This is a genomic window from Mesorhizobium newzealandense (assembly GCF_042682145.1).
GTDB lineage: Bacteria > Pseudomonadota > Alphaproteobacteria > Rhizobiales > Rhizobiaceae > Mesorhizobium > Mesorhizobium newzealandense.
This window is the reverse complement of record NZ_JBHUGZ010000012.1, coordinates 364,381-377,529: the sequence shown is the minus strand read 5'-3', so window position 1 is coordinate 377,529 and position 13,149 is coordinate 364,381. Positions and strand designations below refer to the sequence as shown.

Genomic DNA, 13,149 nt, shown 5'->3' with positions numbered 1-13,149 from the left:
CAGACAGCCCAGGAGAGGAGATCGCAACACCCAACATCAGCCTCGGCGCGATATGCGGTGCTGGAGGCGGGACAATGCCGGGGAGCCCTCGTCTCCACTATGAGCCTTGACGCTCGCCACCTAGACAGAGGCAGCCCCAAACGAAACAAGGTCATGCGGCTCGACCCGCGGATGAGAGATTGTTGACCGACGTTCAAGTCCCGCCTCTTGCACCTCATATCCGCCGTACAAGTACCTCGGCCGCCGATCGGATCCGGCGGGCTGCAACCTATGCCAAAGGCTATTGTCAGCAATCATGAGAGTGGATGGAATCTAACGTTTGGTGCCTACGTTTGACGGCAGCGATGATTTCATTGGGGTCGACGGTCCAGACGAAGGGCTTGGGTTGCCGGTTGTGCTCGGCGATGTAGCGATTGATGGCGGCCTGCAGGTCGACGACGGAATGGAACACGCCCCGCTTGAGGCGACGCTTCGACAGTTTGGCGAAGAAGCCCTCGACGGCGTTGAGCCAGGAACACGAGGTCGGCGTGAAGTGGAAGGTGAAGCGCTGATGGCGGTTGAGCCATGCGCGCACCTTGGGATGCTTGTGAGCGGCGTAGTTGTCGAGGACGACGTTAACGGCCTTGTCGGCCGGCACCTCGGCGTCGACGGCGTTGAGAAAGCGGATGAACTCCTGGTGGCGGTGGCGCTGCATGTTGCGGCCGATGACGGTGCCGTCGAGCACATTGAGAGCGGCAAACAGCGTGGTCGTGCCGTTGCGCCTGTAGTCGTGGGTCATGGTGCCGAGCCGCCCCTTCTTCATGGGCAAGCCGGGCTGGGTGCGGTCGAGCGCCTGGATTTGGCCTTTCTCGTCGACAGAAAGCACGATGGCATGCGCCGGCGGGTCGACGTAGAGGCCGACGACGTCGCGCAGTTTGTCGACGAACTGCGGATCGGTGGAGAGCTTGAACTGCCGCCAGCGGTTCGGCTGCAGCCCGTGTGCCCTCCAGATGCGACGCACCGCGCTGGCGCTGACGTCCGCCGCTTGCGCCATCATGTCGCAGTCCAGTGCGTCGTCTCGCTCGGCGGGTCTTGCAACGTCAGCGCCACCACACGCTCGGCCACCTCGGGTCCGAGCGGCGGAATGCGCGAGGCCCGCGTCCTGTCGCGCAGCAGCCCCTCGAAGCCTTCCGCGTCGAAGCGCTCCTGCCAGCGCCACACACAGGTCTTCGACTTGCCGGTTTGCCGCATGATCGCGACCGTGCCCAAGCCGTCGGCGCTCAACAGGATGATCCGCGCACGCCAGACGTGCTTCTGCGGCGCATTGCGATCTCTGATCAGTGCCGCCAGGCGCTGGCGATCGGTCGGCGAAACGGTGAAGGATATTCCTGTGCGCATACGCCAGACTCGCATGCGCAGGCGCCCAAGGGAATCACCTGCCGGACTCTTATGTTAGGCAGGAACCACTAGTCGCCGCCGAACCGAGCAGTGTCGGCGGCGAATCCTTGTCGTCTATGCCGCTGCTGGTTCTTCGGTGCGAATGTCGGCGCCGGCCGGCACCACCCCGTCTTCGGCATAGCGCCAGAGTGCGATCAGCAGTTTTCGCGCCATCGCCACGATCGCGATCCGGCGCGTGCGTCCCGTCAGCGTCCCGACGCGATCGCGAAACCACTTGGCCAGGTCGCTGCCAGGCTGGTAGCGAAGCCAAAGCCAGGCAAGCTGGATCATGGTTGTTCTCGCGCGGGGATTCCCGGCTCGACTGATGCGCCGATCCCTGTCCATGCCGCCACTTTGGTAAGGCATCGGCGTGATGCCGACATAGCTGGCAAGTTGCCGCCGATTATCAAACGAACGGTAAAAGACCTCCCGCGTAAGCACAGCGGCGAAGTTTGCACCGACGCCGCGGATAAGGCACAGGCTTGCAATCTTTCCGCAAGCCTGGTCTTTCGGATTGGCGTTGGCCACCTCGTCGCGTTCGGCTTCGACCTCCCGGATCAACTCCAACGTGATGACGAGCCGGCGACGCAGGCGGTCCAACTCAGCCCGAAGATGGTGCGCCAATTCACGGCCATCACCAGTTCGGACAGCAGCAAGATCACGCTCCCATGTGCGTAGAGAAGGCCTCTTGTGGATCCCCTGCGTGAACAGCAATGCCTGGATGCGGTTCTCGATGCGCAGCCTCTCCTGCACCAGGTGCTCGCGCTCGCGGTGAATGCGTTTGGCGTGCTCCTCATCGGGCGTCGGCACACGCACCGTGCTGCAAACCTGTCGGTCCCCTTGAAGGTAGGCCGCAAGCACGCGCAGCATGCCTTCCGCATCGAGCCGGTCGGTCTTGGCCCGACGGGCACGACGATTGACGAGAATGCTGGTCGGCTCGAGCACATGATTGGTGATTCCGTGGGCGGTCAGCAATCGGTGTAGCCAGAAGCCGTCACGCCCCGCCTCGAAGCAGCAACAAACTGCAGGCGCTGCGCCCGACCGGGAAAAGACACGGGCCTGCAGTGACGAGAAATGCGATAGAAGAGCGGCCGTGTCGCCGGCATCGATCTTAAGAAATCGAGGTTTTTCCACTCCCGGCAAGCGGGAGGCGACGAGCCATTCTGATCGGCTGAGCTCGATTGCGATGGTGATGACGTTCTCCAGGTCGATGGTATTCGAGGACATGATGGCTTCCTTCGAGTGAGGTCGGACACCCGCCACTCTCGACGATATCCGTGCTCATAGCATCTGGAACCAGAGTTCCACCTTCGTACGCGGCGGCAGGTCGCAAAGATGAGCCTTCAGCGTGCGCTGCCAATTTTTTTGAACGCTTCGATGATATGGGCGTCCTGCGCCGGGTGGTGCGGCCGTGCGCTCATATGCGAGAAGCCGAGCTTGTGCTGCAGCTTCCCGACATAGCGGGTATCGTAATCGATGCCGAAACGCTCCTTGATGACGCGCTTGAGGTCGATGCGCCGCCAGCGCACGACGCCGTCGACGGCGCGATCCGGCCCCTTCTCCACGATTGCCGCCAGTTCAGCATTCTGTTCAGGCGACAGCCGGCACGGCGGGCCCGACGACCAGTGGTCGACAAGGCCATCGGGGCCGGCCGCGTTGAACCGGTGCACCCAGTCCCGCAGCGTCTGGCGGTCCATGCCGCCAATCCGCCCCGCATCTGACCGGCTCATCCCGTCCAGTACCGCAGCGATCGACAAGAGCCGGCTGCTCTGCCGCACATCCTTCGACCCACGCGCCAGGCGACGCAGTTCCGTCGCCGAATAGTCCGTTCGTAACCTCACCGCTGATCCCATGGCCGAATCTCCTTCGGCAACACGGGATCACGCTTCGTGAGATGCTCCAAAACCACAAAAGAGTCAGCACCCGAGACCGTTGGTATAAGCTCCGCCTTGAGGGCTTCGGCTTGTTGCTCGCTCCGGCAATGCACGAGACCATCGTCGGCATATCGACACCATGGAAGTTCGGGATGCGTCCTCGTCATCCAGAGATCAAATGCATAGTGCAGGAAAAGATTCGACAAAATCGGGCTAAGCACTCCCTGAACGCAAAAGGTAACTTTTGTCAGCCGATGGCGATTTCCCGTTGGAAGGCGATGACGCTTTTCCGGGCGGCGGTATCGTCGTCTGCATCGGGAGCGAGTGGCGGATGATGACGGTATCGTCGTCGACCAAGACGTCCTTGACCAGCTGCTTATTTCAATCCCTGGCCGGCTTCGTCGGAATCCGCAGTCACGTCCGTCCGGCAGCTTCAGATCCCGCATCTCGGCAAGAAACGCTTCGGCTTCCATCTCGATCGCCTGCGCAAGCAATTTGCGCGCGCCGCTCCGAAGCACATCCGTCAGGGGATCATCGATTTCGTCGGGCTGACGAAGGCGAACAATGTTGATAGTCTCGTTCATGGCGTATCGCTCTCCTTTAGAGGTTCTGGCAAGCTTCAATCACCCGCCTCGATACGCCGCCCTTCTCAAACCGTCATCACCCAGTTTCAGCCATAGCTCCCTGACGACTCTAGGATATCTAAAATCAGTCCAACATACCACTTTCTCCATCACGGAACATCCTTGGCCCGAGGGAGAAACTGACCAGGTATTTCGTGGCGGCAAAGCTCACCAACACGGTTGAATGACAGGCTTCTGGCGCACGCCGCCACATACTAAAGCCCGGCACATAAATACGGATCGGCACCAATCTGTTCACCCACCAGCGACAGCGACGGGCATTAGAATCCCGCTCCGCCCAACGTTCATCACAGCATCGAAGCTTGCGCGCGACTGAAAACCTGCAAAGCGGCCACCGAATACATAACAGTCAATTCCATACGCCATTTTCTTGATCGAGCGGCTTGGCAGGTGGAGAGCCGTAACCTCTCCGGGCCTGATGTACTCTTGAACGACGTATGGGTTGCGGGCGGCCCGGTCAATATGTTCCTCCCACACTTCTGAGGGAGTGAGATGCCCAACCAAGACATGCTCGCCGCGCGTCGCATTAGAGGGCTTCAGAACAAGATTGGCCTTATTCTCCCGAATGTAACCGATGAGCTCGATTCGACGTCGTTCGGGGTTGGTTGTTACTCCCGCTCTAACAAGACGGGTCCATGGAATGTGGCGTGCAATGAGCTCGACCTGCTTGGCGTTGAAGTTCGAGGCGAATCGATCATCGCTGAGTACAGCAAGGATCGCTTTGTCAGATAATATCCACTGGGAGATCCAGGGGTTTATCGAAACCACCTCTTGAGCTGCACACGCATCTAAGTATTCTCCTGTTTCAATATATTTAGCGATTTCTCTGACATCGAGTTTATTGTAAACAAGATCAATTATTTCGCCGTCCGGCCCGACTAGCCCACGAGGTGTCCGCTTCATCGCGGTAATGTCTAGCAACGCTGCTTCGACGCCGACGTCTCTCAAGCCACTCACAATCCACTCTACTTCGTTTGTATAACGGCCGCGAAAGTTGACTACAGCGGCGGTTCTCAGCTCGCTGCCAGTTGCAGCGTGGTAGGCAGACACCAGCTCCCGAACAAAACAGTTCGGGTCTTTCGCGAAAGGCTGCTTACTCACGTCAAGTGCCAGGCCGTGTGCCAAAGGATTGGGAATACGGCTCCAGACTTTTGCGGCGAGGCCGTTCTGTATAACGCCGCCCGGCCCTTCCGTATTCGTTTCAAGTATCTTATAATAACCATCGCTCCCGAATAAGCCGTCCAGTCGGCATATTCTTACAATTGGTCGATATTGTGGAAGACAAGTGATCCAATGCCCCAGATCTTTATAGGATGGAAACAGACTTTGTACCTCTTCATTGCAGCAATACAGCTCAGCGGCGACGTCAAGGAGCTTGATCACGCCCTCAGCGGTAGCGCTCAGGTGATTTGCCAGATCGCAGTCTATCGCCAGGGGCCGGAGACATACGGGATACGCCCGGCCCTCAAAGTGCATGCCCGCCTCCGCAATCGCGCTGGACAGTTCGTCTTGAGTCTCCCAGATCAAGGCTGAATCGGAAGTCGCGAACTCGCAGAGTTGGCGCTCAATTCGTGCATCCGCCTCGCTGATTGCAGGAACTGTTGCAATTTCCGCCGGGCCTGACCCTGTCTGAGTTGGCATGAGCAGCTCCTATCTCCTTATTGGTTGCGTTTTCGAAAATCGAGAGATTCTTGGGATAGCGCGAGTTTAGCTCTGGGATTGAACCGGTCAGGCAGTCAGCACACCGTCGGAGCGCGTGAATCTCAGCTTCGTATAGTGTCGCCTGGCCGGGCCACCTTGCGCTCCGTTGGTCGCTGACACGACTTGAAAGATAGTGTGTTGACGTTTTTCAGGAACTGCCTAATCTGGTGGCTTGACGCTTCCACGACACCGCTGCCTCTCTTTGCCGAATCGAACCAAGTCGGCCGCCGCCATGTTCGTAGAACTTGCGCCGCGCGTGTGTAACTAACAGACCGCCAGCGTCACACCGTCATTGGCCCGATCGGGCTTGGCCAGCCGGTTATAGGCGGCGTATCCGTCGACCTGAAGGATGCCGCGACAGCGATCCAGATGGCGGGCGACACATTCGCCGGCGCGGCTGTCCCGCCAAAGGGCCTGCGCCGCCGGCGGCGATCTATTATGGGGCGGAGACGCCGCATACTGAGCGGTTTTCCCTTAATCGGAGTCGTTTGTTTGCAGTGAACGGCTTGTTCTGATTCCCTGATCGAAGTGATTTGCGGAAGGAGCAGCGGCATGGCACGAGCTTACAGCCTGGATTTGCGGACGCGTGTTATCGAGGCGATAGAGGCAGGCCTGTCGACCCGAGAAGCGGCACGGCGGTTTGCCATCGGGATATCGACGTCTGGTGCATGGTATCGGGCCTGGCGTTCGAGCGGCAATCTGGAACCTGGGCGGCAGGGCAAGCCGAAGGTATCGAAGCTGGACGCGCACGAGACTTTCATTCTCGCCTTGGTCGAGACCGATGAGCGGGACATCACGCTTGCCGAGATCGTCGATCGCCTTGCGGCAGAGCGCGGGGTCAAAGCCAGCCTGACGACGGTCCATGCGTTCTTCGCAAAGCGTGGCATCACGTACAAAAAAAGACAGCGCACGCGGCCGAACAGCAGCGACCGGATGTTTTGGCAGCGCGGGAAGAGTGGTTCGAAGGCCAACTCGATTTCGATCCGAGCCGCCTGATCTTCATCGACGAAAGTGGCCTCAATACCAAGATGGCCCGGCTACGAGGCCGCTCTGCGCGTGGACAGCGTTGCCGGGCGGCTGTTCCTCATGGGCACTGGAAATCCACGACCTTCACGGCCGGCCTGCGCCTCGACGGGATCGTCGCGCCCTGGCTCCTGGACGGCGCCATGGATGGCGAAGCATTCCTGGTCTACTTGCGCCGCGTCCTCGTACCGACGCTTCAACCCGACGATGTCGTCGTGATGGACAACCTGCCTGCTCATAAAGTGGTCGGTGTCCGCGAAATCATCGAGGCTGCGGGGGCTTCCCTTCGCTATCTTCCGCCCTACTCCCCGGACTTTAACCCCATTGAGATGGCCTTCGCCAAGCTGAAGGCTTTACTGCGAAAGGCAGCAGCCCGGTCCATCCCGGAATTATGGGACGCCGTGGCCGTCGCCATCGATCGTTTCCACCCCAAAGAATGCGAAAACCTGTTCGCCCACGCCGGCTACGATGCCTAACCGTGATTATCCAGAAACTGCTCTAGTGCGTGCCGCCACGAGCGTGCTCATCGGCATATGCCCGAACATATTCCGGCGACACGAAGAACGCATCGTGCAGATTCTGCTGGACTCCCGGATGGCGGCCCTTGGACGGCGCATCTCGTACTATGCCCCCGACTCTACGCGGTACCTTTCGCAGACATACGCGGGCGAACAGAACCCGCGGCGCCCGCATCAAATCAATGGCCCAGTTTCGCTGACCTCGTGAATGGTCGGGCAGATCTCGACCAGCTTGTCGTAACGAAGAATTCGCCGATTCTCCTTTCCGCACCAAGGCGATGGCAAACTCCCGAAGCCTTGGTTTTCACGGCGTTTGATGCCGATTTCGAGAATTCGTCGGCAAAAGACGTGGATTCCCGCGAAATTCGTGAGGTGTTTGCTGGTATGCTAATTGCTTGGGAGGCGGCTGAGTGTCCTCCGGCGGCTGATCGCGAGGAGAGGAACGATGAATTTGAGCAATCTGGGAACCGAGCAACTCCGGGAGAAGGATCGAAACTTCGTCTTTCATCCGTCTACGCACTTAGCCAAGCACAGCCGCAGCGAGACGCCAAATCGGATCATGGCGAGAGCGGAAGGCGTCTACATCTGGGATACTGAAGGCCGAAAAAGCCTCGATGGTTTTGGCGGGCTCTATTGCGTCAATATGGGGTATGGCTGCACCGAGATAGCCGACGCCATTGCCCGGCAAGCACACGAGTTGCCGTTCGCGCATGTCTACGCCAGCCAGGGCACGAAGCCGGTCGCTCTCCTGGCGGAGGCGGTCGTCGAATATTTCGGCCAGAACATGCGAAGGGTCTATTTCGGTCTTTCCGGTTCCGACGCTAACGAAACCAACATCAAGCTGGTGTGGTACTACAATAACATTCTCGGCCGCCCTGAAAAGAAGAAGATCATCTCGCGACATCGCGGTTATCACGGTTCCGGTCTGGTCACCGGTAGCCTGACGGGCCTTCCGTTCTTTCACAAGTTTTTCGACCTGCCTTTGAGCCTGGTGCGCCATACAACGACGCCACATTACTATCGCCAGGCGCATGAGGGCGAAACTGAGGAAGCCTTCTCCAAGCGCTGTGCCGACGAACTTGAAACCCTTATTCTTGCTGAGGGCCCAGATACGGTTGCAGCCTTTATCGGAGAACCGGCACTTGGGACCGGCGGCATCGTTCCGCCTCCAAAAGGGTACTGGACGGCCATTCAAGAGGTGCTGGATAAGTACGATATCCTTCTGATCGCCGATGAAGTGGTTTGCGGTTTCGCGCGAACCGGTGAGAAATTCGGTTCCCACCTCTATGGTATGCGTCCGGATTTCGTCACCATCGCCAAAGGTTTGAGTTCCGCCTACCTCCCCATTTCCGGGTCGATTATCGGCGACCGCGTCTGGTCGGTCCTGGAAGAAGGAACGGAGAAGCACGGACCTCTCGGTCATGGCTGGACATATTCCGGTCATACGCTTTGCGCGGCGGCCGCACTTGCCAACATTCAAGTGCTTAAGGAAAGAAACATTCTGGAGCATGTTCGAGATGTCGGGCCCTATTGGCTTTCCCGTATGAAAGCCGAATTGGAGGGACATCCTATTGTCGGCGAAGTTCGCGGCCTCGGAATCCTGTCTGCCGTAGAGCTGATGCGCGATCCCAAAGCGCGCGTACCGTTTGAGCCCGAACTCCAGGTGGGCGCGCGTGCCGCCGCTGCTCTGCTTGACAATGGGGTCATCGGCCGGGCCATGCCGCATGGCGATATCCTCGGCTTTGCCCCGCCACTGATCATCACCAGGGACGAGGTGGACATCATCGTCGACGCCACCGCGAAATCAGTTGACACGACGTTCCGCGTGCTGAAGGCCGAAGGCGCGGTATAATCTTTGCTGGTGCCCACCAGCATTTTTTTGCCGCGCCTGTCCGGTCCTCCCATTTGACCGCATCCTTTGGGCGGCGAGCCCTGCCGGTGCACCTCCCCGCCGGCAGGGCGCATTTTTGAGACATTGCAAGTCCACCTGGACTTTGCCACCTGCAAGCAAGTTGCCGAAGACCCAAGGACAGACATGCAACCTGTCTTCGAAAGATTTCTGGAACGGCTTTGGGACAGCGTGGATGAGGTCGATTTCCACACCGCTCTCGGCGATGTGGCCTCACAATTCGACCTGCTCGCCTTCGCCTACCTCTCGCTCCCGCCGCGTTCTAAGGACAAGCCCACGCTGATCTCGAACTATCCGGCGCCCTGGACAGCGCGCTATCTTGAGCACCAGTACCAGAGCGTCGATCCCGTCATAGTGCGCGCCCGCTGCGGCGGATACCCATTTCGATGGGGCTCCGCACTGCCGGGGGTTGAGCCATCAGAAGCCGAGCAGAGGGTCTTTGACGAAGCGGCGCAGTTCGGCATTTGCTGTGGTTTGACGATCCCGATTATGGATCACCGCGGCAATTTTGCGGCGATGACCTTTGCCGCTGACAAGCGCGATCCTGTATTTTTCCGCGTCATGGAACGCTATGAGGACGATCTCCCATACATTGCGACCTGTTTTCACATGTTTGTTCGACGAAAACTGTCCGCTGCCCGGATCGTCGACGGTGTGCCTTTGACGGCGCGCGAATACGAGTGCGCGCAATGGGTAGCACGTGGCAAGTCGGCCTGGGAGACGGGCTTCATTCTCGGGATCACACAGCGCACCGCCGAGTTTCATCTCGATAACGCCCGCAGGAAGCTCGGTGTAAAGACCAGAAGCCAGTTGGTTGCGCTTCTCATCGATTCGAAATCCTCGCATCGCTGATATTCCTACGTGTGCAACCGCACTGGGAATTCTTGCGTCGTAACTCGGCATTCCAGAGTGATCTGCTCGCTGCGCTCCAGGAGGCCCATAGACTGTCTCGCGGAGCCGTTATCGACGTTATCGCTTCGGCCGGCGATCTCTCGCGCTGGGGTGTTTTGTTTCGCTGAGTCTTACGGACGCAGTGCGGCCGTGTTCTGGTGGCCGCGCCGGGGACTGTCATGAATTCCGTGTGTGGGCGGTCGGTTGAACATTAAGCGGCCATTGCCCTGATGAGTCGCTCGCCGAAGATGACGGCGAATTGAGCCTTGGCCATTGCCCATTCACGTGGCGGCATTTTCCACTCCTTTTCCGATCGGTTCAAGATCAGATAGAGCAGCTTGGTTGCGGCATCGTCGCTTGGAAAGTGCCCCCTGGCTCTGACAGCGCGTCTGAGTTTTGAGTTCAAGGCCTCGATCGGGTTGGTAACCGGTATAAGATTCCTGGTGCCGAAGTCTGGCTGCGGTTCTGAAGATCGTAGCATATGGTGCGACCATCCGGGACAGAGGCACCGGGAGCACGAAGGTGCGGGCAGGCCGATCCATACGATGAGCTGCGAGCTCGTGTTAGTAGCTGGCCGCCTCTGCGACTCGCCCGGTTGCGCCGAGAGCGCGAATCCGTAGTTGTCGTGTCGCCCGCCGCTCCCGTCATCAACACTCTGACAGGAGGCGCGCATGCGACGCGTGATTGGAATGGACATCCACCGCACCTTTGGGGAGGTGGTTTTCTGGGAAGAAGGCAAGCTTCGCCATGGCGGCCGGGTCGACATGACCCGGACGGCGCTGGAAGGCTTCGGCAAGAGCCTTTTGGCGACGGACGAGGTGGTGATCGAGGCGACCGGCAACTGCATGGCGGTATCACGGGTGCTGTCGCCTTTCGTGCAGCGGGTGGTGATCGCCAACCCGCTGCAGGTGAAGGCGATCGCCCATTCCCATGTGAAGACCGACAAGGTCGATGCAGGCACCTTAGCGAGCCTTCATGCAGCGGGCTATCTGCCGGAGATCTGGACGCCAGATGCCGACACCGAGCGGATGCGCAGACTGGTTGCCCGACGCTACCAAGTCGTGCGGCATCGCACGCGGATCAAGAACGAGGTGCATGCGATTCTGCACGCTCATCTGATCCCGAAGTGTCCGCATGCCGATCTGTTCAACGGTCGCGGTCGCGCCTGGCTAATGCGCCAGTCCGTACCCGACGATGAACGTGGTGCGATCGAGCGGCATGTGCGCGAACTCGATCGGCTTGCCGAGGACCTGGCAATCCTCGACCGGGAGATTGCCGAGAGCACACTGGACGATCCCGCGATCAGGCGACTTCTGACCATCACCGGTGTCAATCTGACGGTGTCGGCCGGTTTGATGGCGGCGATCGGCGAGATCACTCGGTTCAAGTCCCCGCAGAAGCTGGTCAGCTACTTCGGTCTCAATCCCCGTGTGCGTCAGTCTGGCCTCGGCGCTGCCCATCACGGACGCATCAGTAAGGTCGGACGCAGCCATGCCCGGGCTATGCTTGTGGAAGCGGCCTGGGCAGCGGCGAAGGCACCCGGTCCGCTGCATGCCTTCTTTGTCCGCATCCGGGCAAGGCGCGGTCACCAGGTGGCCGCAGTCGCCGTGGCGCGCAAGCTGGCAGTGCTCATCGGGCACATGCTGACGAAGGAGAAGGACTATCTCTGGGCGCGGCCCAGCCTGGTCGCTCACAAGATGCGCGGCATGGAACTCCAGGCCGGGAAGCCACAGAAAAAGGGCAACTCGCGCGGTCCAACCTATGCCTACCACGTCAAGGAACTGCGGCATCAGGAGATGAACATCGCCACGAAGGCCCAGGCGAGCTACGAGCACTTCGTCGAGAGCTGGCGCCCGCGCCCAAGGAAAGGGCGCGCGGGCGCCTCAATCCGGCAAGGTTTGAATAGGCTGCCCGGCGGCGCTTCCAGCCGATGCGCCGCGCTTCGCCACGAGGTCGCCCGCGCACGGGAAGAATACCACGATCCGAAGCATAGGCCTTGTCGATCCCGCACGTCGTTGGGGAAAGCGAAGAACGGGATGACATCGCCCCACGCTCGCCGCCAGCTCTGGCCGATTGCAGAGTAGCGTTGCCCCCAAAGGACCGGCCTCGAACGCCGTTAGCGCCTTTTCAGCGGCATCGGCGTCCGTGGCCCGATAGATTTCCATGAGCGCGCCGGCCAACATTCTGCGGTCTTTCCATGAGACAAAATCCATGGAGTTGCGCAGCAGATGAACAATACAGGTTTGAACGATAGCCTGGGGAAACAGCGCTGTACTGCCGTCCGGGAAGCCCTTCAGGCCATCGACGACGGCCAAAGGATGTCCTCGACGCCGCGGTTCTTGAGCTCGTTCATGACGCGCAGCCAGAACTTGGCGCCTTCATTCTGTTTGAGCCAGAGGCCCAGAACCTCCTTTGCGCCATCCGCGCGCACACCCAGAGCGATATGGATGGCCTTGTTACGCACCATGCCTTCGTCGCGGATCTTGACCCGGATGGCGTCGAAGAACACGAGCGGATAGATCGCGTCGAGCGGCCGCTGCTGCCAGGTGGCAACTTCATCCAGAACCGCGTCCGTCACAGTCGAGATCAGGTCCGGCGATACGTCGATGCCGTAAAGGTCCCGCAGGTGTCCGGTGATCTCCCGAGTGCTCATGCCACGCGCATACATCGACACAATCTTGTCGTCGAAGCCGGGAAAGCGGCGCTGATATTTGGCGATCAATTGCGGGTCGAAATTCGACTGACGGTCGCGCGGCACGTCGATCTCCAACTTGCCGGTCTCGGTCAACCAAGCTGCTCTATCTGATCTTGAACCGATCGGAAAAGGAGTGGAAAATGCCGCCACGTGAATGGGCAATGGCCAAGGCTCAATTCGCCGTCATCTTCGGCGAGCGATTCATCAGAGCAATGGCCGCTTAATGTTCAACCGACCGCCCACACACGGAATTCCTGACAGTCCCTCCGCGCCGGTGCGCCCATGTACTGCCTATCGTGGCGCAACAGCCGACCGCATCGCCGTTCGACCTGACGGCATTGTCATGTCGTGCGACAGTCCTACTGAGGCCCGACGAGAGCCAGCACGTCCATCTCCGAACTGCGGCGCATAGCCTCCAGCTCGCAGTTTCGGGTGCGGATATCCTGCGGCCCGTTTGCCGTAAGCGCTAATTTCCTGG

6 protein-coding genes and 9 pseudogenes are annotated in these 13,149 nt (G+C 59.6%); 6 read left to right on the top strand and 9 right to left on the bottom strand.

The window, feature by feature from the left end:
* Window positions 1-286 precede the first annotated feature (286 nt).
* The 7 genes and pseudogenes from ACFSOZ_RS18315 to ACFSOZ_RS18285 all read right to left on the bottom strand — a co-directional run.
* Window positions 287-1,377 (bottom strand): annotated as a pseudogene (locus ACFSOZ_RS18315) (IS630 family transposase).
* A 114-nt stretch (window positions 1,378-1,491) separates the two neighbouring features.
* On the bottom strand, window positions 1,492-2,643 hold the full coding sequence (locus ACFSOZ_RS18310; protein ID WP_379100311.1) for an IS110 family RNA-guided transposase: 1,152 nt from the start codon (window positions 2,641-2,643) through the stop codon (window positions 1,492-1,494).
* 63 nt (window positions 2,644-2,706) lie between these two features.
* A pseudogene (locus ACFSOZ_RS18305) lies at window positions 2,707-3,269 on the bottom strand (helix-turn-helix domain-containing protein); the annotation flags it as partial.
* An 86-nt stretch (window positions 3,270-3,355) separates the two neighbouring features.
* Window positions 3,356-3,514, bottom strand: a pseudogene (locus ACFSOZ_RS18300) (reverse transcriptase domain-containing protein); the annotation flags it as partial.
* Window positions 3,515-3,706: 192 nt separating this feature from the next.
* Window positions 3,707-3,874: pseudogene (locus ACFSOZ_RS18295) on the bottom strand (IS256 family transposase); the annotation flags it as partial.
* A gap of 294 nt (window positions 3,875-4,168) precedes the next feature.
* Entirely contained in the window at window positions 4,169-5,575 is a 1,407-nt protein-coding gene (locus ACFSOZ_RS18290) for a hypothetical protein (protein WP_379100310.1), read from the bottom strand.
* A gap of 295 nt (window positions 5,576-5,870) precedes the next feature.
* Window positions 5,871-6,064 (bottom strand): annotated as a pseudogene (locus tag ACFSOZ_RS18285) (IS66 family transposase); the annotation flags it as partial.
* Window positions 6,065-6,187: 123 nt separating this feature from the next.
* Between ACFSOZ_RS18285 and ACFSOZ_RS18280 the strand changes: the two are divergent.
* The 4 genes from ACFSOZ_RS18280 (at window position 6,188) to ACFSOZ_RS18265 (ending at window position 10,104) form a co-directional block, all read left to right on the top strand.
* Window positions 6,188-7,134, top strand: a protein-coding gene (locus ACFSOZ_RS18280) for an IS630 family transposase (RefSeq protein ID WP_417568610.1) whose coding sequence is annotated in 2 segments (ribosomal slippage) — window positions 6,188-6,529 and window positions 6,532-7,134 — 945 coding nt in all. Because the reading frame shifts where the segments join, the coding sequence is not laid out codon by codon here.
* 487 nt (window positions 7,135-7,621) lie between these two features.
* Window positions 7,622-9,028, top strand: a complete 1,407-nt coding sequence (locus tag ACFSOZ_RS18275; protein ID WP_379100308.1) for an aminotransferase — start codon at window positions 7,622-7,624, stop codon at window positions 9,026-9,028.
* Window positions 9,029-9,211: 183 nt separating this feature from the next.
* Window positions 9,212-9,937, top strand: a complete 726-nt coding sequence (locus tag ACFSOZ_RS18270; protein WP_379100307.1) for a LuxR family transcriptional regulator — start codon at window positions 9,212-9,214, stop codon at window positions 9,935-9,937.
* Window positions 9,938-9,948: 11 nt separating this feature from the next.
* Window positions 9,949-10,104 (top strand): transcriptional regulator domain-containing protein, encoded by a 156-nt coding sequence (locus ACFSOZ_RS18265; RefSeq protein WP_379100306.1) that lies wholly within the window; start codon window positions 9,949-9,951, stop codon window positions 10,102-10,104.
* Between the two features lie 83 nt (window positions 10,105-10,187).
* Here ACFSOZ_RS18265 and ACFSOZ_RS18260 read toward each other — a convergent pair.
* Window positions 10,188-10,409, bottom strand: a pseudogene (locus ACFSOZ_RS18260) (transposase); the annotation flags it as partial.
* Window positions 10,410-10,665: 256 nt separating this feature from the next.
* On the opposite strand from ACFSOZ_RS18260, the pseudogene ACFSOZ_RS18255 reads away from it, so the two are divergent.
* Window positions 10,666-11,856 (top strand): annotated as a pseudogene (locus ACFSOZ_RS18255) (IS110 family RNA-guided transposase); the annotation flags it as partial.
* A gap of 125 nt (window positions 11,857-11,981) precedes the next feature.
* Here the strand turns inward: ACFSOZ_RS18255 and ACFSOZ_RS18250 are convergent.
* Window positions 11,982-12,764 (bottom strand): annotated as a pseudogene (locus tag ACFSOZ_RS18250) (IS256 family transposase); the annotation flags it as partial.
* Here ACFSOZ_RS18250 and ACFSOZ_RS18245 point away from each other — a divergent pair.
* A pseudogene (locus ACFSOZ_RS18245) lies at window positions 12,761-12,895 on the top strand (IS256 family transposase); the annotation flags it as partial. The pseudogenes ACFSOZ_RS18250 and ACFSOZ_RS18245 sit on opposite strands and share 4 nt — an antisense overlap.
* Between the last annotated feature and the right edge of the window lie 254 nt (window positions 12,896-13,149).